The sequence below is a fragment of the Pseudomonas sp. OA65 genome, assembly GCF_017498305.1.
In the GTDB taxonomy this organism is placed as follows: domain Bacteria; phylum Pseudomonadota; class Gammaproteobacteria; order Pseudomonadales; family Pseudomonadaceae; genus Aquipseudomonas; species Aquipseudomonas zanjanensis.
Window position 1 is genome coordinate 233147 of sequence record NZ_JAGDEZ010000003.1, and the last position, 20897, is coordinate 254043.

Genomic DNA, 20897 nt, shown 5'->3' on the forward strand with positions numbered 1-20897 from the left:
TTTCCGTCGGCATTCCATGTTCCTGCGGCATTGACGCGATAGCGCCGCAGAGCTCGTCGGTGCGCCATGCAATGTCTGCCCGAGTGAATAAGAATAATTAGGAGAGCGTGATGATTGCAGCAGTCAGCAAGGTCCTGGTGATCGGTGGAGGGTTCTCCGGTATGACCGCGGCTATCCAGCTCGCCCGCCAGGGCGTCGAAGTGGACCTCGTCGAAATCGATCCATTGTGGTGTCCTTTGGGGGCGGGGATTACGCTCAGTGGGCCCACGCTACGAGCGCTTGATACGGTTGGGATTCTGGAAAGGGTCGCCGGGGAAGGGTACCTGTCGACCAATTTCGATGTGTTTTCACCGGCCGGTGACCTGATCGTGCAATTGGCCCTTCGACCGCCGGTCAGCGATAAACCGATTCCCTGTGGCGGCGGCATCCTGCGCCCGGTACTGGCTCGAATATTTGCCGACAGGACGCGGGAAGTGGGGACCCGTGTGCGCCTGGGCATCACCTACGACAGCATCTTCGAGCATGACGATGGCATTGAGGTGTCTTTCACCGACGGGACCACTGAACGCTATGACCTGGTCGTCGCCGCTGATGGCGTGCATTCGCGCACGCGAAAGGACTTTTTCCCGCAAGCGCCTTCGCCAAGACCCATTCATCAGAGCGTCTGGCGCGCGGTGCTGAAGCGTCCACCGGAAATCGTGCGCCCCACTCATTGGCTGGGCCGCACCAAGGTTGGCGTCAATCCGATCTCCGAAACGCACATGTACATGTTCCTCATGGAAAACCGCGAGTTTTCCGAGTGGATCGATCCGGCCAGTTGGCCGGGTGAAATGGCGCGCCTGCTGAGTGAGTTCCCAGCCCCGATCCTGCAAACGCTGGTGCCACAACTGCACGAGGCGGGCGCCAATATCGACTATCGTCCGCTGTCCAATCTGTTGGTGCCGTTGCCCTGGCACAAGGGCCGTATCGTGTTGATCGGCGACACGGTGCATGCCACCACGCCGCATCTGGCCTCCGGAGCTGGCATCGGTATTGAGAGCGCCATCGTGCTTGCCGAAGAGTTGCTCGGCAATAGCAATCTACCGACGGCCCTGAGCCGGTTCGAAACGCGGCGCTGGGAGCGTTGCCAACTCGTGGTCGAGAACTCCGCACGGCTGTGCGAGATAGAGAAAAGTGGTGGGGACAAGGAAGAGCATGCGCAGATCATGCGCGAGTCTACTGCGACGTTGGCTGAGCCTATCTGAGCGATCGCGACCCTTCAGTTGGAGGGCCGCGATGCAGGCCTCTATGCGCAGTGATCGAAAATAACGACTTCTTTGACGTAAGCGAAAAAAGACGCCGATGTCAGCGCCACGCCGTCATCGGCAAGTTTTTGAAACAGCGCACGCTGATACTGTCGAAAGGTCGAAAAATCCGCTTCATTTTCAAACCAAAGGCTAGAGGCACCTTCGTATACGGCGATGTTTGGCCCAAAATAGGCCGTCACCTTGTCACCCTCGGGTATATACCGGGAGCGAACATACCGACGCAAGGCATTCTGGAAGTCGGGCTGTTCGCGGGTAATAGTCTCGTGAGCGGCGTCCCAAGCGCTGAAGAAATGATCGAGCGCCATGGCTGGATTCTTCTTCAGCAGGATCATCGCCTTCCATTGGAGGGGGGCTTTAGTGACGTTGGAAGTCTTTACTTCTTCATCCATCAATTGAGCGAGCTGCTCGGAAAGGTCGGCGAAGTTCTTTGCATCAGGGCCGGTGGTTTGCTGGGTATAGGGATCGCTGAAAGTGCGAATCAAACCTGGCACGTCTTCGAAAAACAACTCTGTAATTGAGTCTTTGTGAAAGGACTGTGCATAGGCGCTGTCGGTGTCAACCCCGAAAGCCGCGTCGATGACATGGTTCTGCACGTACCGTTTGACGCTTAACGGTTTGGCTTTAGCGATTGCTCCGTGGGTGTGCTCCACATAGTTTAAAAACTCGGCATGCGTCATTCCGGGTTTTCTGCGTACAGCGGCTAGAATTTTTATCATGAGCGCGTTCTCGCTTTGGCAGGGTTAACGGGTCTTGAACCTTAAGTGCACTTCGTGCGGTTGTTATTCATCTGATTGTTTTTCAACACCAAAATATAAGGCTAGGTTTGTCCCACAAACCAATCGGTATTCGTGCTGGTAGGTATCGCGCAATAACATGCTCGAAGCCTCAATCTCTCCAGCTTCGTATGACTGGGCAGATGAATCGCTCGCAGGCTTTTCGTCCTGCGATGGATAGGCGAGGCCTGCGTACGTCTCATTTTGCGAGTGCGATGCATGGCTGGATCAAGGCCAATGGTTTTCACCCTGCCTTTGACGATACGAGCGCATTGACGAGTGGATAGATGGTTTGAGGTATGCAAGTGCGCGCTGCGACGGCGTATGAAAAAAACATGAGGGTAGAAGCGAAGCTTCAGACGGATTGCATTCGTGAATGCCTTGTTTATGATTCATGCAGATGAATGGCGGTAGTCGGAACTAGGGATTATCAACCAGCAAGTGGAACAAACGAATGTCTTGGTAGTCTTCAAGAATGCCCTTGGCAGCGGACGGTTCTTAGTAGGGTTCTTACTATTGGGGGCGGTCTGAAACGTTGGAGTATTTTTTCCATAGGAGGTTTCGCGTGCTCTGGAAGTCAAATCTTGTGGTGCTCGCCTTGTCTGCCGTTGTCTTTTCGGCGCAGGCTCAGTCCGATCGTCAAGTGGTCGAGGACATGGTTACTCGCTCCGCCAATGTCTGCCCAGGCCACAGCGCCGAGCGCACCACGCCCACGGTGAACGCCGTACCGGTCGGCGCGTTGCGGGTTATGCTTGACCGCGGCTTGGTGATGTGTCCCGATCGTCGTCTCGATGTCGACGCGCCGGCTGTGTTCTACGGTCGAGTCGGTGTATTCGAATGGAACCCCGAGGTGCCTGCAAGCTCGGAGGTGATCGCCAAGCAGATCGACGCCATGACCCGCAAGGACGAGTATCCATCGGACACCTTGGTTTGGGATGCCAAGGGTATGCCACTTGAGCAGCGCACTGTGCCGGCTTTCGAGCCCAAGCCAGGGGCTGCTGTGCTGTACCAGGTACGGTAAGTCGGACGCTAGATGCACAACGTGCCTGCTGGTAGGTATTCCATCTTCAGACTTCATTAAGAAACGGGTTCGATACTTCTCCCCAACAACCCTGGGGAGACCGTCGGCTCATGCCCGATTTCGATTGGAACATTCACTTGCCACTGGCCTTCGGCGACGTTGGCCAACCGCTCCGCCATTTGCACCGGGGGCTGCTGGGGCATCCCCGGCGCGCTGAGTTCGAAGCGTTTATCCAGCAACGTTTTCGCCAGGTCCACGGTGCTGATATCCGGCATTTCATGCCGGAGCTGTTCGGGCTCGATGATGCGCACGGCACGCTCTGCGCCGTGGCGGGGGTGCGCCGCGCCGCCCAGGGGACGCTGTTTCTCGAGCGTTATCTGGATGAGCCCATCGAACCGTTGATCAGCGTCGCGGCCGCCCGCCCGGTGGACCGTGCCGGCATCGTCGAGGTGGGCAACCTGGCCGCCTGCGACACCGGCAGCGCCCGGTTGAGCATCATCGCGATCACTTATCTGCTGGCCATGGGTGGCCTGGAGTGGGTCGCGTTTACCGGCAATGTCGGCCTGGTCAACAGCTTTCATCGCCTGGGTCTCAAACCCGTCACCTTGTGTCCCGCCGATCCGCAGCGCCTCGGTGAAGAGCGTCACCTCTGGGGCCGCTATTACGAAAACCAGCCGTGGGTCCACGTCGGCAACATTCGCGCCGGCTTTATCCATCTGCGCAATACCGGTCTGTTCAACCGCCTGGGGCTGCCAACGAACCTCGGAGAGTGCAGCCATGTCGCCTGAAATGCAGCGGTTCAAGGACACCTTGCGCGGGCATGCGCAGCGGCGAGGGCACGCCATTGCGTTGTGGGGCGATGGTTCGCAGCTCGATTACGCGACACTTTACTCTGAAGTGGTCTACCGCCAGCAACGTCTTCGCGAAGAGGGCGTTCAAGTCGTCGCCCTGGCCCTGGACAATGGCATCGACGCCATCCTCTGGGATCTGGCGACGCTGTTCGAAGGACTGACCAGCGTCTACCTGCCCGGTTTTTTCAGCCAGGCTCAACGTCGCCATTGCCTGGAGCAAAGCCAGGCCGAGCGAGTGATCGCCGGGCCGGCGTTCGACGCCGAACTGCAAGCGGCCGGATACCAGCACAGCGGCGAATTCTGGCGGCGGCATTTCAACGGCCCGAGCCGTTTGCCGGCGGGCACGGCCAAGCTGACGTTCACTTCTGGTACCACCGGCACGCCGAAAGGTGTTTGCCTAAGCGCCGACAGTCTATTGCGTGTGGCCCGCGAACTCGAACAGGCCAGTCAGCCCGTTGAGGCCAGGCATCACCTGGCGTTGCTGCCACTGGCCGTTCTGCTGGAGAACCTTGGCTGTTATGCCGCGCTTTATGCCGGTGCAATGCTGAGCCTGCCCAGCCAACAAAAACTCGGCATTCAGGGCGCCAGCGGGGTCGATCCTATACGGTTGCTTGGATGCTTGGCCGAGCGCCGAGCGCATAGCCTGATCTTGGTGCCGCAACTGCTATTGATGCTGGTCACGGCCGCTGAACAGAAGCTGTTCAACCCGCACACCGTCCGCTTCGCCGCCGTCGGCGGTGCACGGGTGTCCCACGATTTGTTGCAACGGGCCCAGCGCCTGGGGCTGCCAGTGTTTGAAGGCTACGGACTGTCGGAATGCGCCTCGGTGGTCTGCCTCAACCGGCCACAGGTCCATCGGGCCGGTAGCGTCGGCCAGCCGCTGCCCCATGTGGAGGTGCGCCTCGCCGAGGATGGTGAAGTCCTGATCAAGGGTTCGAGCCTGCTTGGTTATCTGGGTGAACCCGTGCACACCGGCGAATGGTGGCCCAGCGGTGACTTGGGTGAGTTCGACGAAGACGGTTTCCTTTACTTGCGCGGTCGCAAGAAACACCAATTCGTGACCAGCTTTGGCCGCAACGTGAACCCCGAATGGGTTGAAGCCGAACTCACCCAGGGCGCTGACATCGCCCAGGCCTTCATTTATGGCGAAGCCATGCCTCACAACCATGCGCTGCTTTGGCCCAGCCGTGCCGAGTGCTCCGACGAGGCGCTTGCGCTGGCGGTGGCGAAAGTCAATGACACGCTGCCCGATTACGCCCAGGTCCATTGCTGGACCCGCCTGGAGCAACCCTTTACCGCCGCCAACGGCCTGCTCACCGCCAACGGCCGTCCGCGCCGCGAGGCCATTGTCGAGCAGTACCGGACGCTGCTCACCGATCCCGTTCTGTCCGAGGAATCCCCATCATGAGTTTTTTCGACACCCTGCAAGAAGCGACACATCACGAACGCCAGACGCTGTTCAACCTGCCGATCATCCGGGACGCCCTTGAGGGCCAAGTCAGCCTGGAAAGCTACCGCAGCTTCCTGATCCAGGCTTATTACCATGTGTGCCACACCGTACCGTTGATGATGGCGTGCGGGGCGCGCCTGCCCACGCGCCTGGAATGGCTACGCAAGGCCGTGTGCGAATACATCGACGAAGAGTACGGCCACGAGCAATGGGTACTGGATGACATCGCCGCCTGCGGCGGTGACAAGGACTCGGTGCGCAACGGCCAGCCATCGTTGCCCATCGAGCTGATGGTCAGTTACCTCTATGACCTGATTGCCCGAGGCAACCCGGTGGGTCTGTTCGGGATGGTCAATGTGCTCGAGGGCACCAGCATCGCCTTGGCGACCCATGCCGCCGACAGTATCCGCCAACACCTCGATCTGCCGGCGAGCGCATTCAGCTATCTCAGCTCCCACGGTTCCCTGGATATCGAGCACATGCAGACTTATCGCGGCCTGATGAACAGGCTGGACGATCCGGCGGACCAGGCGGCGGTCATCCACGCCTCCAAAGTGGTGTACCGGTTGTACACCGACATGTTCCGCGGCCTGCCACGCAACGGGGAGCCTGAACATGCGCCTATGTGATGCGCGTGTCGTGCTGACCGGCGCCAGTGGCGGTATTGGCCTGGCCATCGCAACCGCGCTATGCGCCAGCGGCGCGCGGGTACTGGCTGTGGCCAGGCATCGCGAAGCCTTGCAGCCGTTGATCGAGCGCTACCCGCAGCACCTCTGTTGGATCGGCGCCGACCTGACGTTCCTGGCCGATCGACGCAAGGTGCTGGCCGCCGCCGAAGCCATCGGCGGCATCAACTTGTTGATAAATGCCGCCGGCGTAAATCACTTCGCCATGCTTGAGCAACTCGACGACAGCGAGATCAACGCGATGCTGGCGCTGAACATCAGCGCGCCGATCTGCCTGACCAAACTGTTGCTACCGCTGCTCAAGCAAGCTGACAACGCCATGGTGGTCAACGTCGGTTCGACCTATGGATCGATCGGCTATCCAGGCTACGCCGGCTACTGCGCCAGCAAGTTTGCCTTGCGCGGTTTTTCCGAAGCGTTGCGCCGGGAGTTGGCCGATACCCGCGTCGGCGTGCTTTACGTGGCGCCCAGGGCGACCCGCACGTCGATGAACAGCCCAGCGGCCGATGCGCTCAATCAGGCGCTCAAGGCCAACGTCGACGACCCGGAAACCGTCGCGTCAGCGGTGATCCACGCGATCATCGGCGACCGTCGCGAGCTGTACCTTGGCTGGCCTGAGCGCTTTTTCGTCGGCCTCAACAGCCTGCTGCCCAACCTGGTGGACCGTGGCCTGCGCAAGCATTTGCCACTGGTGCGCCGACTCAGTCACAAACCCGAAAACGAGCACCTCAAGCCATGAAAAAATTCCTCGCTTGCCTGTTGGTCGGCATCTTGAGTCAAGGCGCCTGGGCGTTGGACGCAGCCGACCAGCAACGTCTCAGCGACATCCAGCAGAACTGGGCCCATATTCAATATCAATTGCCCGAAGGCCAACGCGCCGATGCGTTCGAAAAACTCGCCGCCCAGGCCTCGGCATTCAAGCAGGAGCGCCAATCGGTGGCCGAAGCGTGGATCTGGTCCGGCATCGTCAACAGCAGTTGGGCCGGGGCCAAGGGTGGGATCGGTGCGCTGGGCAAGGTCAAGGAGGCCAGGAGCGACCTGGAAAAAGCCCTGGCCCTTGACCCCAAGGCCCTGCAAGGTTCGGCCTACACCAGCCTCGGCGCACTTTATGACCGGGTGCCGGGCTGGCCCTTGGGTTTCGGTGATTCAGACAAGGCCGGGCAAATGCTCGAACAAGCCTTGCAGCTCAACCCGAACGGCATCGACAGCCTGTACTTTTGGGGTGATCACCTCTACCGTCAGAAACGTTACAACGAAGCCAAGGCAGCGCTGCAAAAAGCCTTGCAGGCTGCCCCGCGGCTGGGCCGCGAAACGGCCGATGCCGGTCGCCGCAAAGAGATCGACGCTTTACTGGTGCAAGTGAACAAGCAACTGAACTGACCGGAGCGCGTGTGCGTTTATTACTGATCGAAGATGATGTGGCCTTGGGCGAAGGCATCCGTCAGGCGCTGGTCCGCGAGGGCTATACCGTCGACTGGGTCCAGGACGGCAGCAGCGGCCTGCATTCGCTGCTCAGTGAAGCGTTCGACCTGGCGGTGCTGGACCTTGGCTTGCCCCGTATGGACGGACTGCAGGTTCTGCGTCGCTTGCGCGACAGCGGCGCCAACCTGCCGGTATTGATCCTCACCGCGCGGGACGCGACTGAGGATCGCATTGCCGGGTTGGACGCCGGTGCCGATGATTACCTGATCAAACCCTTCGACCTGGCGGAGCTCAAGGCCCGGCTACGGGCCTTGTTGCGCCGCAGTGCCGGGCGCGGTCAGGCGTTGATCGAACATGTCGGCATCAGCCTGAACCCTGGCACCCAACAAGTCAGTTACCAGGGCAGGCCGGTTGCCTTGACGCCCAAGGAGTATCAGTTGCTTCACGAACTGCTCTCGCCGCCGGGCCGGGTCATGACCCGCGATCATCTGATGCAGTTGCTCTACGGCTGGAGCGAAGAGGCTGAGAGCAATACGCTGGAAGTGCACATCCATCACTTGCGCAAGAAATTCTCCAGCGACCTGATCCGTACCATTCGTGGTGTCGGTTACCTGGTGGAGGAGGGGCGATGAGTTCGATCCGGCGGCGTACCCTCACGTTGATTCTCGGCCTGCTGTTCCTTGGCCTGTTGATCATCACCGTGTTCAACCTGCATGACAGCAACCATGAAATTGCCGAAGTCTACGACGCCCAGTTGGCGCAAAATGCCCGCCTGTTGCAAGGCGTCATGCGCATGCCGATGGCGAGCAAGGAGCACGCCGAACTGTACCAGGCGTTCAATTCGACATTGGGCCAAGCGGTGCCCAAAGTCGACGGTCATCCGTACGAAAGCAAGATTGCGTTCCAGGTCTGGAATTCACAGGGAGCGGTGTTGGTTCATACGGCCAGCGCGCCGTCCTTCACCTCGCCGCCAGAAGCGCCCGGTTTCAGTGATATCGTGGACCAGAAGGGCCGCAAGTGGCGGGCGTTCGTCCTCGACGATGAGCAATACGGCCTGAAGATCTGGGTCGGTGAGCGCGACGACGTGCGGGCCGATCTGGTGGATCGTATTGTCCGTCATACCGTCGTGCCCAACCTGATCGGCAGCGTGATACTGGCTGTGGTGATCTGGCTGGCCATCGGCTGGGGCCTCAAGCCTCTGGTCGATATGGCGGCGAAGTTGCGCGCCAGGCATCCGGGCTCCCTGGAGCCTTTGCAATTGATGCCGCTCCCCACGGAGCTTGAACCCATGCAGGCGGCGCTCAACCGGGTGTTGGCGCAGATTCAGGAGGTCATGGGCCGCGAGCGGCGTTTCATCGCCGACGCTGCCCACGAAATGCGTACGCCGTTGGCGGTGCTGCGGGTGCATGCGCAGAACTTGATGGAGGCGGGAAGTGAGCAAAGTCGTCGCGAGTCTCTGGCGCATCTGCTCGCCGGTGTCGATCGCACCGCCCGCCTGGTCAATCAATTGCTGACCATGGCACGGCTTGAACCGCAGGTGGCTGCCGAGGCACCTGTCCTTATCGACCTGGCCGCCACGGTTCGCGCGAGCCTGGTACAGATGACGCCCTGGTTGTTGAGCAAAGGACTCGAGCCGGTGCTGGACGTCAGCGATGATCTCGGCCTGGTTCGAATCGATCCCGTGGCCATCGATATTGCCTTGAACAACCTGGTGACCAACGCGGCCAATTTTTCTCCTGCCAATGGCACGATTACCGTACGCCTGGTCAGAAAAAACGATCACTACGAGCTATCCGTCGAAGACCAGGGACCGGGCATCGACGAGGCCGAGCGTGAACGGCTATTCGAACGTTTCTACAGCCGTGGCAATGACCAGGGTGCGGGGTTGGGCCTGACCATCGTGCGCACTATCGCGGATCGCCTGGGTGGGCAGATCCGTTTGGCGAATCGTCCCGAAGGCGGGTTATGCGCGACCCTGGAAATAAGCGGCGCCAACGCCTGCCAAGCCTCTGCCATGGCAGTTTCAAGCCGAGGATGAACCACTGAGAAACGCGGCGATTTCGTTGGCGGTGCTGCGAGCCGTGCGTGTGACGCCAATCAGGGTAGCGGAAGCCGACCCCGTCCACTCGCCGTAGCCGACCAGCCACAACCTCGGCTCTTGCATCGAGCGGGTGCCCTCGACCACCACGCGGCCTTCGTTATTGAGCACTCCAAGCGCCTCCAGGTGCTGCAAGGCAGGCCTGAATCCGGTGCACCAGATCACCACGTCCACCGCCGATTCGCGGCCGTCGGTCCAGATCACACCGTTGCGGGTAAAGCGCTCGAAAGGCCTGACGGACTGAAGGACGTTGCGTTCACGGGCCTCGACCACCGGTGGCACCATGACGATGTCGCCCAGCCCGCCCACGGGCTGGTCGATGACACGACCTTCCTGCTGGGCCTTCCAGCGTTCGGTGGCACGTTCGAACAACACGCGTCCGTCGACGTCGTCGGGAAGGAACAGCGGCTCGACGGGCGTGACCCAAGTGGTCTCGGCGACTTTCGACACCTCGGCCAGAATCTGCGCCCCTGAATTGCCGCCGCCCACCACCAGGACGTTCTTGCCGGCGAAAGGGGAGGCCTCGACATAGTCCGCCGAATGCACTTGCTGGCCGGTAAACGTCGCCGCACCGGGGTAGTCGGGGATGTAGGGGTTGCTCCAAGTGCCCGTTGCGCTGACCACGACCCGTGCATCCCATTGCCTGTCCGGAGCATGGACGCGCATGCCCGTTTCTGTCCGCTCCACACGAGAGACCTGCACTGGCCGCACTATCGGAAATTCATAGCGCTGCTCATAGTGCTTGAGGTAATCGATCACATGGTCTCGCGACGGATAGCCCTCCTGTGCGGGGGGCATCATCCAGCCGGGGATCGAGCTCCAGGTCGCCGGGGAAAACAGTCGTAGCGAATTCCAGCCATGGCGCCAGGCACCTCCGGGTTCTTCCTGGGCGTCGAGAATGACGAACGAGAGGGGCGTGCGCCGCAGGAAATAGGCCACCGCCAGACCGGCCTGGCCCCCACCGATGATGACAACATCATACGTATCGGGCTGTGGGCAGGGCATGGCAGTGTCTCCTTGGGTCGAGGGCGTCTGTTGCAAGACTCCGAGGGCGGCTTGCAGGGTCAACGGCCGTTCCAGGAGAAGGGCCGTTGCACGCCTCAGCAACGTTTGCAGGTCTTGATACCCAACAGCGAATAGATCGGACAGAAACGCATGAAACCGGTGGCCAATGGCACCAGGCCAATCCAGCCCCACGGGCCGATCAAGCCCGTCAGGCTCAGGATGATGAGGGCAAGCCCCGCGGCAATACGTGCGCCCCGGTCAATGGTTCCAATGTTGGCTTTCATGGCAATCTCCGGATCAATGGACGCGCCGGGTTTCCAGCGCGGTGAACAACAACATGCCCGCCAACATGGCCAGCATGAACACAAAGGCTTGCCAGTGTCCGGTCAGCAGGATGGCCACGGCGGGGCCAGGGCAGATGCCGGCGATGCCCCAGCCGATACCAAACACCAGGCTGCCGCCAATCAGGCGTGGGTCCAGTTCACGCTTGACCGGCAACTGCATGGGGCTGCCCAGCAGCGCATGAGTCTGTTGGCGCGCCCAGGCCAGGGGGACGATGGCGGTGCCAATCGCCCCGATCATCACCAGCGCCAGGGACGGATCCCAAGTGCCGGCCAAGTCCAGGAAGCCCAGTACTTTTTTTGGGTTGGCCATGCCTGCCAGGAGCAGCCCGAAGCCAAAGAGCAGGCCGGCGACGAATGCCGTCAGTTTGCGCATGTTCAAACCCCCATCACGTGACGCAGGACAAATACCGTGACGAAACCGCTGAGCATGAAACACGCCGTGGCGACCATCGAACGCGGTGAAAGGCGCGATAGGCCGCACACGCCATGACCACTGGTGCAGCCCGAACCGTAACGAGTGCCGATCCCCACCAACAGGCCGGCGGCAGCGAGGCCGAACCAGCCGTTCTGGAACTCGATCGGCGGCAAGGTGGCAAACACGCCCCATAACAGCGGTGCGACCAGCAGGCCCAGGAGAAACACGGCCTTCTCGCCCAGGCCTTCGCTGCCGCGCTGCAGCAGGCTGCCGATCAGCCCACTGATGCCGGCGATCCGGCCGTTGGCAACCACGAACAGGCTGGCCGCCAAGCCGATCAACATACCGCCGGCAAGGGATGACCACGGCGTAAAGTTGAGCCAGTCAATATTCATCAGCGTTCTCCGCTATACATCGTTGATATTCCACCCGGTGATTCAACCCAAGACCTTTACCAGCAGGGCGGCCGCTACCAGCGTCGACACCAGGGCGAAGCCTCTTTGCAGATAAGGTTCCGGCAACCTGGCAGCAACCAGGCGCCCGCCGAGCATGCCGATGATCGCACCTATGGAAAAGGGCAACGCTATTGGCCATTGCAGATGGCCCATCGCCGAACTCGCCAGCACCCCTGACATGGAAACCAAAGCGATGACGGTCAGCGACGTGGCGAGCACCGACTGGGTGGTCAAATTGGTGTAGCGCTGGAGCGCCGGAACCATGACGAAACCACCGCCCACCCCGAGCAGCCCGGAAAGCACCCCGGCGACCACGCCCGAAGCCGTGAGGGCCCACGCACAAGGGCCGGTCCAGTTCAGCTTGCCGCGATGTTCGTCCAGGACACAGGGCGGCGGCTTGCGTGGGGTGGATGCCTTGGCCCCGACACGAGAGGGCAGTGTTTTTTGCAATGCCCGAAACGCCACGTACACGAGCAACAAGGCAAACAGGATCGTCAACGGACGGTTGGGTGTGCGCTGCGCCAACCAAAGGCCCAGCGGCGAGCAAATGACCCCCGCACTGGCCGTCAGCAGTGCGGCCTTGTAGCGCACGATGCCGTTGCGCAGGCCCATCACGGCGCCCAGGGTGGCGGCCAGGCCCACCGCCAGCAAACCAATGGGCCCGGCTTCGGCCATGCTCAAGCCCACGCCAAAAACCAGGAACGGGACGGCAAGTATGCCGCCGCCGGCCCCGGTCAGCGCCAGGATCACGCCCACCGCAAAGCCCAGTACCAGGACGGTAATCATCTCGGTCTCCTGGAGCAGAGGTTTGATTTCATAGGTCCGCCAGTTCAGGTTTTGCCAGCCATTCACGGCCCTTGAGCATGGCTTTCCAGTACAGCGGTGGAAGAATCCGCTCTTTAAGTAGCCAGGCGAGTCTCGAAGGCCGGGTACCGTCGATCAGCCAGGACGGGAAGCTGGGGGCGAGCTTGCCGCCATAGGTGAATTCCGCGAGCACGACCTTGCCCCGTTCCACGGTCAGCGGGCAGGAACCGTAGCCGTCGTAATGGGCGCTGCCCTTGGCCTTGCCCATGGCCGCCAGCACATTATGGGCGACCACGGGTGCCTGCTTGCGCGCCGCCGCGGCGGTTTTGGCGTTGCCGGTGTTGGTCGCATCGCCCAGTGCGTGAATATTCGCCCAGGTTTTATGCCGCAAGCTGTCGGGGTCGACATCGATCCAGCCCGCCCCGTCGGTCAGAGGGCTTACGCGGATAAAATCCGGCGCCACCTGAGGGGGCACGACATGCAGCAGGTCGAAGTCGTGCGTCACCAGGTGAGTACTGCCATCGGTCTTGACGCACCTGAAAGTCGCTGTCTGTGCCGGTCCATCGACCGACGTCAGCGTACTGCCGAAATTCAGGTCGATCCCATAGGCGCGCACGTATTCCATCAGGGCCGGGACGTAGTCGGGGACGCCGAACAGGACTGCCCCGGCGCTGCAGAAGTCGATCTCGATATCGCCGAGTACTCCTTGGCGTCGCCAGTGGTCGGCGCACAGGTACATGGCTTTTTGAGGGGCCCCGGCGCATTTGATCGGCATGGGAGGCTGCGTGAAGATGGCCCGGCCACTGCGCAGTTGCTGCACCTGTTCCCAGGTGTAGGGGGCCAGGTGGTACAGATAGTTCGAGGTGACGCCGTTGCGCCCCAGTGTCTGCGGTAAGCCTTCTATGGCATGCCAATCCAGTTTGAGGCCCGGGCATACGATCAACTGCTCGTAGCGGACCACCCGGCATCCATCGAGAATCACGGCGTCGTTTTCAGGCTCGAAAGCCGCCACAGCCGCTTTTATCCAATGCACGCCCCGGGGAATGGTCGTGCCCATCGTGTGGGCGGTTTGCTGCGCCTCGAACACGCCGCCGCCGACGAGCGTCCAGCCGGGCTGGTAATAATGCACATCCGCCGGGTCGATAATGGCAATGTCCAGCCCCGGCTCGCGTGCCAATAGACTCGAAGCCGCCGCGATGCCCGCCGCGCCGCCGCCGACAATGACCACGGCATGTCGGGCTTCGGCCACGCCGACAGGGGTGCGTCCCTCGTTGGCAATTCTGCGAATGACGCCTTTCATGTCGAAACCGGCTTTGCTGGCGGCTTCGACAATCTGTGGCAAGGGCTGCCGGCCGGCCTGGGACAGTGCCCACATCGTCGTCGAGCGCATGCCGGAGCGGCAATACGCCAACACGGGCTTGGGCAAGGACTCGAACAATTTACCGAAGGCAACGCCTTGCTCATCGGTCACCTTGCCGGACTCCGCGGCAAGATAGTGCGCCTCGATGCCCATGGCTTGCGCCGCACGCTGGATGTCGGCAAACAAAGGTTGATCGCTGCCTTCACCATCGGGGCGGTTGCAGATGATGGCGCGAAAGCCGCTGGTTTTGATCTCACTCATTTGGTCGGGGTGAATCTGCCCTGAGATCGAGAGGCCGGACGCAAGGTGGCGGATGTCCATGACTGTCTCCGTGATGGCGGTTTTTTCTTATTAGGGGCGGGTGTTTTGTCAGAGCCGGTTGAGCGGAATTTTCAGGTAGCACGTGCCGTTCGATTCCGGCTCCGGGAAATGCCCGGCGCGCATGTTGACCTGGACCGACGGCAGGATGAGCGTTGGCATGTCCAGCGAGGCATCGCGCTGGGTGCGCATCGCCACGAACGCTTCTTCACTGATGCCGTTACGGACGTGGACATTGTCGGCACGTTGCTCGGCGACGGTGCTGGAAAATTGCACCTCACGGCCACCGGGTTGGTAATCGTGACAGGTATAGAGAAGCGTGTTGGCCGGCAGGCTCAACACCTTGTTGATGGACCGGAACAAGGTGTGCGCATTGCCACCGGGGAAGTCACACCGTGCAGTGCCGTAGTCGGGCATGAACAAGGTGTCGCCAACGAATGCCGCCGTTTCCTGGCCGTCGCTGATGACATAGGTCATGCAGGCGGGCGTGTGGCCCGGTGTATGGAGCGCACGGCATTGCAGCGTTCCGAGCGTAAACGACTCGTCATTGACGAACAGATGATCGAACTGACTGCCATCGCGGGGCATCTCTCCACCGACGTTGAACAGCGAGCCAAAGACTTTTTGTACCGTCGCAATCTGGCTGCCGATCCCTATCTTGCCGCCGAGTTTTTCCTTCAGGTACGGCGCGGCGGTGAGGTGGTCGGCGTGGACGTGGGTTTCAAGAATCCATTCGACCTTCGCCTCCAGTTCGACCACCCTGGCCATCAGCTTGTCGGCCGAGGTGGTTGCGGTTCGGCCTGATTTGGGGTCGTAATCCAGGACGCTGTCGATCAACGCGCACTGGCGGGTCGCTTCGTCCAGCAGCAGATAGCTGACAGTGTGGGTCTGCGGATCGAAAAAACCTTCGACGTGGGGTTTTATGCTCATGAACGGTCTCCTTCGGGGCGCTCGGCCGCTTGAAGGACAGACACAGCAAGAAGGTTGCCATGTCGATTGAGGGAACCGTTTGAATTGATAACATCATGATTTTATTGATTTAAATTAATAGGTGTCGGCAAAGCACGTCACTCGCTCCAGACAATTTCACTGCCAATGGCAGCGTTTGTTGGCATAGTGGCAGTGCCACCCTTGCTGGACGCACTCACTGGAGCCGCGATGACCCACAGCCTGCCGCCTACCCAAGACCTGCTTCCGCATCCAGACCAGATACAGTCCCTGGTCTCGTTCCTGGAGCACGAGCCCCAGCCGATGATCGTCCTCGATCCGGATTACAACATCCTGGCGGCGAACACCGCTTACCTGCGTCAATTCGGCAGCGCCGACAAACCGTTCATTGGCCATAAGTGTTATCGGATTTCCCACCACTACGATGTGCCCTGTGACCAGGCCGGCGAGAACTGTCCGATGAAAAAGGCCAGGGAAATGCGCAGTCCGGACAGGGTCTTGCACATCCACCACACCCCGCGCGGACCGGAACATGTCGATGTGGAGTTGCGCCCGATCCTCAATGAGCTTGGCGCCATCACCGCTTATGTGGAGCGTCTGACCCTGGTGCGTAGCGCATCGGCCCGGCCCAGCAATGAGGGGTTGGTGGGCAGCTCGCCAGCCTTTAACCAGGCACTGGCGGAACTGCAGCGGGTAGCGCCCTCGATGTTGCCGGTCCTGCTGCTGGGAGAATCCGGCACCGGCAAGGAGCTGTTTGCCCGCGCCGTCCACGAAACCAGTGAGCGGGCCCTGGGGCCTTTTGTCGTGGTGGATTGCTCCGGCTTGACCGAAACCTTGTTCGAGAGCGAACTGTTCGGCCACGAGAAAGGGGCCTTTACTGGCGCCTCCGTGCGCAAGGCAGGCCTGGTGGAGACAGCCCAGGGCGGTACGCTGTTTCTCGATGAGATAGGCGACGTTCCCCTGGCCATGCAGGTGAAACTGTTGCGATTGATCGAGTCGGGAACCTATCGCCGTGTCGGCAGTGTGGAAACCCTGCACGCCGATTTCCGGCTGGTGGCCGCGACCCATAAGCCCTTGGAAAAAATGCTTGAGAAAGGCGAGTTCAGGCAGGACTTGTACTACCGCATCAGCGTTTTTCCCATTCATTTACCGCCCTTGCGGCATCGCCTTGAAGACATCGGCTTGCTGGTGGATTCATTCCTGCAACGCTCCGGCATTGGTAAGCGTCGACTGACCATCGATCCCGAGGCGCTGCTGCAATTGCAGCGGTTTGCCTGGCCGGGCAATATCCGCGAGCTGCGCAATGTCCTGGAAAGAGCCGCGCTGTTTGCCGACGACGGCGTCATCCATTCCTTGCATCTGCCGCCGATTCCGACGTCGTTGTTACTCCCGGCCTTGACGCCTGGGCACGATAGCAAGGACCTGGAACAGGTCGTGGCCACGTTCAAGGGCACCCGCAGCGAACTGGCCAAACATCTGGGCGTGAGTGAACGCACGTTATACCGGCGGTTGAAGGAACAAGGCTTGGCCTGAGAGCCATCGGCCGCGACTGCCAATGACTGCCAATCTCTGGCAGTTTGGCAGGCTCTACTCTCCCCAAACCAGGCGATGAGCTTCGGTGTCTATCCCTAATCTATTGTTTTATAAGTATAAAAAATGAATCAAAGCATTGGCATGAGCCGTGCTAATGCTTGTCCCATGACTATTTCCGATAAACGACTGCGTCGTCATCTGCTCACAGCAGTGCTGATCAAACTGGTCGTGCTGACCGTGCTGTGGTGGCTGTTCATCAAGGATTCGCGCGTCAGCGTCGACTCGAACACCATCAGTGACAGGTTCGGCGTACCCACCTCGGCTCAAGGGGCAAGCAAGTGATCTCAGAACAACTGGTGGATTTGTCACGGCTGCAATTCGCAGCCACTGCGCTGTACCACTTTCTATTTGTACCGCTCACCGTGGGGATGGTGTGGCTGCTGGTCATCATGGAAAGCGTCTACGTGATGACCGGCAATGTCATCTGGAAAGACATGACTCGCTTCTGGGGCAAGTTGTTCGGTATCAACTTCGCCTTGGGCGTAACCACCGGCATCACCCTGGAGTTTCAGTTCGGCACCAACTGGGCGTACTACTCGCACTACGTCGGGGACATTTTCGGGGCCCCGCTGGCCATCGAGGGCCTGATGGCGTTCTTTCTTGAATCGACCATGATCGGCTTGTTCTTTTTCGGTTGGGATCGCCTGAAGAAAGAACATCATTTGCTGGTCACGCTGCTGATGGCCATTGGCACAAACCTGTCGGCGCTGTGGATCCTGATTGCCAATGGCTGGATGCAGAACCCGGTGGGTTCTGAATTCAGTTACATCACCATGCGCATGGAAATGGTGGATTTCTGGGCCGTGGTTTTCAACCCGGTGGCCCAGGCCAAGTTTGTCCACACGGTGTCTGCCGGTTATGTCACCGGCTCGATGTTTGTGCTGTCGATTTCCAGTTGGTATTTGCTCAAGGGACGTGATGTCGAGTTTGCCAAGCGTAGTTTTCGGGTGGCGGCCGCCTTCGGCCTGGCCTCGGTGCTGAGTGTCATCGTGCTGGGGGATGAGTCGGGTTACACGGTGGGCGAGGCGCAGCAAACCAAGCTGGCGGCCATGGAAGCCATGTGGGAAACCAAACCGGCGCCGGCGGGCTTGACCCTGGTGGCCAGCATCAATGAAGCCGAGTCCAGGAATAACTGGGAACTCGATGTGCCGTGGGTGATGGGCTTGATCGGCACGCGCTCGGTCAGCAAGCAGATTCCCGGCATCCATGACATCAAGGCGAAAAATCGCGCACGCATCCTGCGGGGCATTACTGCCGTCAATGCGCTTGAAGCGCTGCGCGCCGATCGCACCGATAAGGCCGCGTTCGATACCTTCGAAGCGTACAAGGCCGATCTGGGCTTTGGCCTGCTGCTTAAAAAGTACGTCGAGGATGTCAACCAGGCCACGCCGGCCATCATCGACAAGGCAGTGAACGATACCGTACCGCGCGTGACCCCGATGTTCTGGGGGTTCCGGATCATGGTTGGCCTGGGCTTTGCCATGCTCGTGCTTTTCGGGCTGGCCTTCTGGAGCACCTTGAAGTCGAGCGGCGCGCATCCTCGCGGGTTGTTGCGCTGCGCATTGTTGATGCTGCCTGCGCCATGGCTCGCCTGCGAGCTGGGCTGGTTCGTGGCGGAATACGGTCGCCAACCCTGGACCATCTACGGTGTGTTGCCGACCCACATGAGCGTTTCCACCCTCAGCGTCGATAACCTGTACGGCTCCCTGGCTGGGTTCGTGGTTTTCTACACCGTGCTGCTGGCGGTGGAAATGTTCCTGATGGTCAAGTTCGCCCGCCAGGGGCCCGGTAGCCTCGGTACCGGTCGTTATGTCCACGACGCCAAGTTGAAGGAGCTTCACCATGCTTGATTACTTCACGCTCAAGATCATCTGGTGGGCGCTGGTCGGCGTCCTGCTCATAGGTTTCGCCATCATGGACGGCCACGACATGGGCGTCGGCACGCTGCTGCCGTTCGTGGGGCGCAATGACATGGAACGGCGTGTCGTGATCAACACCGTGGGGCCGCATTGGGATGGCAATCAGGTCTGGTTCATCACCGCCGGCGGCGCTTTGTTCGCCGCATGGCCGGTGGTCTATGCCACGGCGTTCAGCGGATTCTATTGGGCGATGATCCTGGTGCTCTGGGCGTTGTTCTTCCGCCCGGTGGGTTTCGACTACCGCAGCAAGATCCACCATCCGGTGTGGCGCAGTACCTGGGACTGGGGGCTGTTCGTGGGTGGGGCCGTGCCGCCGCTGGTGTTCGGCATCGCGTTTGGCAACTTGTTGCAGGGCGTACCGTTTCACTTCAATGAATACCTGGTGTCAACGTACACCGGCAGCTTCTGGCAATTGCTTAACCCCTTCGCGCTGCTGACCGGCGTGGTCAGCAGCGCCATGATTACCCTGCAAGGGGGCGCGTACCTGGCCCATCGCACGGAGGGTGGCATTCAGTCCCGGGCGATAAAAGGCGCGATAGGCGCTGCCATCGTGCTGGTGTGTTCGTTTGTCGTAGCGGGCATCTGGCTGCAATGGATCGAGGGCTATCGCATCACCTCGCTCGTCGATACCGGCGGGTTGCCAGACATTCTCGGCAAGTCGGTCGTGAGGGAGGCGGGGGCCTGGATGGCCAACTATGGTCGCTATCCTTGGCTGTGGCTGTTGCCCGCGCTTGGACTGGCCGGCGCAGCCGCTGCGGCGCTGTTGCTGATGAGGCGCCGTACCCTGTGCGCGTTCGTCGCGTCATCGCTTGGAGTGGTGGGCGTCATCAGTACGGCAGGGGTATCGATGTTCCCCTTTGTCATGCCGTCGTCATCGATGCCAGCGGCCAGCCTGACCGTGTGGGACAGTGTTTCCAGTCACCTGAGCCTGGCCATCATGTTCTGGGCCACGTTGTTCTTCATGCCATTAATCGTGATCTATACCGCTTGGGCGTATCGCGTCATGCGCGGCAAGGTCACGGCCACCCAGATCAAGGCCAACGAACATTCGGCGTACTAGTGTCGACAGAGGAGTAAAGCAATATGTGGTATTTCGCCTGGATGCTGGGAGTCGGTTTCGCACTGCTGCTGGCGATACTCAATGCAATGTGGGGTGAGAACGAGGCCGGTCGAGCCATGAGCGATCGTGACGAGGCGCAGCCATGACGCCGGATGTCGCCGAGGTCCAGCCCTCGTCACGGCTGCATCGGGTGAGCCTGGCCGTCGCGGTGACGATCATGCTGGCCTGTACGCTCTACCCGCCACTGATGACGGCGCCGGACGGAAAGGCCGACCATGCGCTGGCAACGGCATTGTTCATCGCCATGAGCGTGGCCTTTGTCAGAGGGGTGGGGTTCATTCCGCGCAGGCTTGTCTGGCGAAGGATGTTTTCGGGCTGGACCTGCCTGGCGGCGCTTGCGCTTGCCGGCGGGTTGAAGTTCTTGCACTGAGGCTGATGACACGCCCGCGATGACTGCACGGTTGTCGAAAACCTCACCTGCCGACGCGGCAGGTGGGGGTGGGCAACACTTGGAAATCAGGCGCGGCCCTGGGAGACAGGTCTAGGGCGCTGGCGTACCCATATTCTGCTGATGCTGCATCATCTGCACCATCATCATCTGTTGCATGCCCATGTTTCGGTCCATCATGTACTGGTGCTGCTTCATCTGTTCAGGCGTCATTCGGGAATAGTGGCTACCCATCTGCTTCCAACCCATCATCGAGCCGTTTCCCTTCATGTGGCCGCCCATCATGCCGCCGCCGCAACACCCCATCATCCCATTCATCATCTGCATGCTTTGCCGCATCGTGGCCTGGTGTTCTTGCATGAGTTTCTGGCGTTGCGCCGGGTCGCTGGTGTTCTGGATCTGGGTCATCTGTTCTTGCATTTTTTTCAGGTTTTCCTGGGCCTTAGCCATATCCTGGTCAAATTGCTCAACGCTCATCGACTGCGGCGCCGGCTTGGCGGCGTCGACGTCTTGCTGGGCAAAGGTCAGCGTGGGGAAAAGCACCGCCGTCAAAGCGAGGGCGGCGAATCTGGATGCGTTCATGGTTGGTAATCCTTGCGGCGTGGGTGGGCGGGGGGAGT

Annotated in this window: 24 protein-coding genes and 1 pseudogene; 15 read left to right on the top strand and 10 right to left on the bottom strand. The window is 60.5% G+C overall.

Translation table 11 applies throughout. The features are described from left to right. The first annotated feature begins 110 nt into the window (after positions 1-110). A complete protein-coding gene (locus tag J3361_RS03995; RefSeq protein ID WP_207962631.1) occupies positions 111-1244 on the top strand; it encodes an FAD-dependent oxidoreductase in 1134 nt (377 codons plus the stop codon). A gap of 41 nt (positions 1245-1285) precedes the next feature. On the opposite strand, the gene J3361_RS04000 is transcribed toward J3361_RS03995, so the two are convergent. After that, a complete protein-coding gene (locus tag J3361_RS04000; RefSeq protein ID WP_207962632.1) occupies positions 1286-2023 on the bottom strand; it encodes an EthD domain-containing protein in 738 nt (245 codons plus the stop codon). Positions 2024-2199: 176 nt separating this feature from the next. Further along, positions 2200-2391, bottom strand: a pseudogene (locus J3361_RS29435) (integrase); the annotation flags it as partial. Between the two features lie 254 nt (positions 2392-2645). Between J3361_RS29435 and J3361_RS04005 the strand changes: the two are divergent. The 8 genes from J3361_RS04005 to J3361_RS04040 all read left to right on the top strand — a co-directional run bounded on the left by J3361_RS04005 (position 2646) and on the right by J3361_RS04040 (position 9548). Next, positions 2646-3101 (top strand): hypothetical protein, encoded by a 456-nt coding sequence (locus tag J3361_RS04005; RefSeq protein WP_207962633.1) that lies wholly within the window; start codon positions 2646-2648, stop codon positions 3099-3101. 110 nt (positions 3102-3211) lie between these two features. Continuing rightward, positions 3212-3889 (top strand): thermostable hemolysin, encoded by a 678-nt coding sequence (locus tag J3361_RS04010; RefSeq protein WP_207962635.1) that lies wholly within the window; start codon positions 3212-3214, stop codon positions 3887-3889. Further along, the gene (locus J3361_RS04015) at positions 3879-5360 is read left to right on the top strand and encodes an AMP-binding protein (RefSeq protein ID WP_207962636.1); all 1482 of its coding nucleotides are present in this window, start codon (positions 3879-3881) and stop codon (positions 5358-5360) included. Before J3361_RS04010 ends, J3361_RS04015 begins: the two co-directional genes overlap by 11 nt. Further along, complete coding sequence (locus J3361_RS04020) at positions 5357-6031, top strand: iron-containing redox enzyme family protein (RefSeq protein ID WP_207962638.1); 675 nt, start codon at positions 5357-5359, stop codon at positions 6029-6031. The genes J3361_RS04015 and J3361_RS04020 overlap by 4 nt, the downstream gene beginning before the upstream one ends. Beyond that, positions 6018-6827 carry an SDR family oxidoreductase gene (locus J3361_RS04025; protein ID WP_207962640.1) on the top strand — a complete coding sequence of 270 codons (810 nt, stop codon included), beginning with the start codon at positions 6018-6020 and terminating at the stop codon, positions 6825-6827. The genes J3361_RS04020 and J3361_RS04025 overlap by 14 nt, the downstream gene beginning before the upstream one ends. Next, entirely contained in the window at positions 6824-7468 is a 645-nt protein-coding gene (locus tag J3361_RS04030; RefSeq protein ID WP_207962644.1) for a tetratricopeptide repeat protein, read from the top strand. The genes J3361_RS04025 and J3361_RS04030 overlap by 4 nt, the downstream gene beginning before the upstream one ends. Before the next feature lie 11 nt (positions 7469-7479). After that, positions 7480-8142, top strand: a complete 663-nt coding sequence (locus J3361_RS04035) for a response regulator (protein WP_207962646.1) — start codon at positions 7480-7482, stop codon at positions 8140-8142. Beyond that, on the top strand, positions 8139-9548 hold the full coding sequence (locus tag J3361_RS04040) for an ATP-binding protein (protein WP_207962648.1): 1410 nt from the start codon (positions 8139-8141) through the stop codon (positions 9546-9548). Before J3361_RS04035 ends, J3361_RS04040 begins: the two co-directional genes overlap by 4 nt. Here J3361_RS04040 and J3361_RS04045 read toward each other — a convergent pair. The 7 genes from J3361_RS04045 to J3361_RS04075 form a co-directional block, all read right to left on the bottom strand. Next, positions 9534-10613, bottom strand: a complete 1080-nt coding sequence (locus J3361_RS04045) for an ArsO family NAD(P)H-dependent flavin-containing monooxygenase (RefSeq protein ID WP_207962650.1) — start codon at positions 10611-10613, stop codon at positions 9534-9536. The two genes, J3361_RS04040 and J3361_RS04045, sit on opposite strands and share 15 nt — an antisense overlap. Before the next feature lie 95 nt (positions 10614-10708). Continuing rightward, entirely contained in the window at positions 10709-10897 is a 189-nt protein-coding gene (locus J3361_RS04050; protein WP_207962654.1) for a DUF2892 domain-containing protein, read from the bottom strand. A gap of 13 nt (positions 10898-10910) precedes the next feature. Next, the gene (locus J3361_RS04055; RefSeq protein WP_039589687.1) at positions 10911-11330 is read right to left on the bottom strand and encodes a DUF6691 family protein; all 420 of its coding nucleotides are present in this window, start codon (positions 11328-11330) and stop codon (positions 10911-10913) included. A 2-nt stretch (positions 11331-11332) separates the two neighbouring features. Then, the gene (locus tag J3361_RS04060; RefSeq protein WP_207962656.1) at positions 11333-11767 is read right to left on the bottom strand and encodes a YeeE/YedE family protein; all 435 of its coding nucleotides are present in this window, start codon (positions 11765-11767) and stop codon (positions 11333-11335) included. 42 nt (positions 11768-11809) lie between these two features. Further along, positions 11810-12613, bottom strand: a complete 804-nt coding sequence (locus J3361_RS04065; protein WP_207962658.1) for a sulfite exporter TauE/SafE family protein — start codon at positions 12611-12613, stop codon at positions 11810-11812. 28 nt (positions 12614-12641) lie between these two features. Then, positions 12642-14312, bottom strand: coding sequence for a bifunctional protein tyrosine phosphatase family protein/NAD(P)/FAD-dependent oxidoreductase (locus J3361_RS04070; RefSeq protein ID WP_207962666.1), 1671 nt, complete (start codon positions 14310-14312; stop codon positions 12642-12644). A gap of 48 nt (positions 14313-14360) precedes the next feature. Continuing rightward, positions 14361-15239, bottom strand: a complete 879-nt coding sequence (locus tag J3361_RS04075; RefSeq protein WP_207962668.1) for an MBL fold metallo-hydrolase — start codon at positions 15237-15239, stop codon at positions 14361-14363. A gap of 228 nt (positions 15240-15467) precedes the next feature. Here J3361_RS04075 and J3361_RS04080 point away from each other — a divergent pair, with 228 nt between their 5' ends. The 6 genes from J3361_RS04080 to J3361_RS04105 all read left to right on the top strand — a co-directional run bounded on the left by J3361_RS04080 (position 15468) and on the right by J3361_RS04105 (position 20259). Next, entirely contained in the window at positions 15468-16790 is a 1323-nt protein-coding gene (locus tag J3361_RS04080) for a sigma 54-interacting transcriptional regulator (RefSeq protein WP_207962672.1), read from the top strand. A gap of 165 nt (positions 16791-16955) precedes the next feature. Next, a complete protein-coding gene (gene cydP, locus J3361_RS04085; protein ID WP_014338536.1) occupies positions 16956-17132 on the top strand; it encodes a cytochrome oxidase putative small subunit CydP in 177 nt (58 codons plus the stop codon). After that, on the top strand, positions 17129-18700 hold the full coding sequence (locus tag J3361_RS04090; RefSeq protein WP_207962674.1) for a cytochrome ubiquinol oxidase subunit I: 1572 nt from the start codon (positions 17129-17131) through the stop codon (positions 18698-18700). The genes cydP and J3361_RS04090 overlap by 4 nt, the downstream gene beginning before the upstream one ends. After that, positions 18693-19829, top strand: coding sequence for a cytochrome d ubiquinol oxidase subunit II (cydB, locus tag J3361_RS04095; protein ID WP_207962676.1), 1137 nt, complete (start codon positions 18693-18695; stop codon positions 19827-19829). The genes J3361_RS04090 and cydB overlap by 8 nt, the downstream gene beginning before the upstream one ends. A 23-nt stretch (positions 19830-19852) precedes the next feature. Further along, the gene (cydX, locus tag J3361_RS04100; protein WP_003201151.1) at positions 19853-19975 is read left to right on the top strand and encodes a cytochrome bd-I oxidase subunit CydX; all 123 of its coding nucleotides are present in this window, start codon (positions 19853-19855) and stop codon (positions 19973-19975) included. Continuing rightward, the gene (locus J3361_RS04105; protein ID WP_207962678.1) at positions 19972-20259 is read left to right on the top strand and encodes a cyd operon YbgE family protein; all 288 of its coding nucleotides are present in this window, start codon (positions 19972-19974) and stop codon (positions 20257-20259) included. The genes cydX and J3361_RS04105 overlap by 4 nt, the downstream gene beginning before the upstream one ends. 111 nt (positions 20260-20370) lie before the next feature. Here the strand turns inward: J3361_RS04105 and J3361_RS04110 are convergent, their stop codons facing one another. Further along, positions 20371-20859: a hypothetical protein gene (locus tag J3361_RS04110; protein ID WP_207962680.1), complete on the bottom strand. Its 489-nt coding sequence runs from the start codon at positions 20857-20859 to the stop codon at positions 20371-20373. Positions 20860-20897 lie beyond the last annotated feature (38 nt).

Coding starts and splice junctions, on each gene's coding strand:
- J3361_RS04105 (WP_207962678.1), top strand. CDS start 19,972: ATGACGCCGGATGTCGCCGAGGTCCAGCCCTCGTCACGGCTGCATCGG.
- J3361_RS04030 (WP_207962644.1), top strand. CDS start 6,824: ATGAAAAAATTCCTCGCTTGCCTGTTGGTCGGCATCTTGAGTCAAGGC.
- J3361_RS04015 (WP_207962636.1), top strand. CDS start 3,879: ATGTCGCCTGAAATGCAGCGGTTCAAGGACACCTTGCGCGGGCATGCG.
- J3361_RS04050 (WP_207962654.1), bottom strand. CDS start 10,897: ATGAAAGCCAACATTGGAACCATTGACCGGGGCGCACGTATTGCCGCG.
- J3361_RS04040 (WP_207962648.1), top strand. CDS start 8,139: ATGAGTTCGATCCGGCGGCGTACCCTCACGTTGATTCTCGGCCTGCTG.
- J3361_RS04055 (WP_039589687.1), bottom strand. CDS start 11,330: ATGCGCAAACTGACGGCATTCGTCGCCGGCCTGCTCTTTGGCTTCGGG.
- J3361_RS04065 (WP_207962658.1), bottom strand. CDS start 12,613: ATGATTACCGTCCTGGTACTGGGCTTTGCGGTGGGCGTGATCCTGGCG.
- J3361_RS04010 (WP_207962635.1), top strand. CDS start 3,212: ATGCCCGATTTCGATTGGAACATTCACTTGCCACTGGCCTTCGGCGAC.
- J3361_RS03995 (WP_207962631.1), top strand. CDS start 111: ATGATTGCAGCAGTCAGCAAGGTCCTGGTGATCGGTGGAGGGTTCTCC.
- cydB (WP_207962676.1), top strand. CDS start 18,693: ATGCTTGATTACTTCACGCTCAAGATCATCTGGTGGGCGCTGGTCGGC.
- J3361_RS04110 (WP_207962680.1), bottom strand. CDS start 20,859: ATGAACGCATCCAGATTCGCCGCCCTCGCTTTGACGGCGGTGCTTTTC.
- cydP (WP_014338536.1), top strand. CDS start 16,956: ATGACTATTTCCGATAAACGACTGCGTCGTCATCTGCTCACAGCAGTG.
- J3361_RS04025 (WP_207962640.1), top strand. CDS start 6,018: ATGCGCCTATGTGATGCGCGTGTCGTGCTGACCGGCGCCAGTGGCGGT.
- J3361_RS04070 (WP_207962666.1), bottom strand. CDS start 14,312: ATGGACATCCGCCACCTTGCGTCCGGCCTCTCGATCTCAGGGCAGATT.
- J3361_RS04000 (WP_207962632.1), bottom strand. CDS start 2,023: ATGATAAAAATTCTAGCCGCTGTACGCAGAAAACCCGGAATGACGCAT.
- J3361_RS04020 (WP_207962638.1), top strand. CDS start 5,357: ATGAGTTTTTTCGACACCCTGCAAGAAGCGACACATCACGAACGCCAG.
- J3361_RS04075 (WP_207962668.1), bottom strand. CDS start 15,239: ATGAGCATAAAACCCCACGTCGAAGGTTTTTTCGATCCGCAGACCCAC.
- J3361_RS04045 (WP_207962650.1), bottom strand. CDS start 10,613: ATGCCCTGCCCACAGCCCGATACGTATGATGTTGTCATCATCGGTGGG.
- J3361_RS04060 (WP_207962656.1), bottom strand. CDS start 11,767: ATGAATATTGACTGGCTCAACTTTACGCCGTGGTCATCCCTTGCCGGC.
- J3361_RS04080 (WP_207962672.1), top strand. CDS start 15,468: ATGACCCACAGCCTGCCGCCTACCCAAGACCTGCTTCCGCATCCAGAC.
- cydX (WP_003201151.1), top strand. CDS start 19,853: ATGTGGTATTTCGCCTGGATGCTGGGAGTCGGTTTCGCACTGCTGCTG.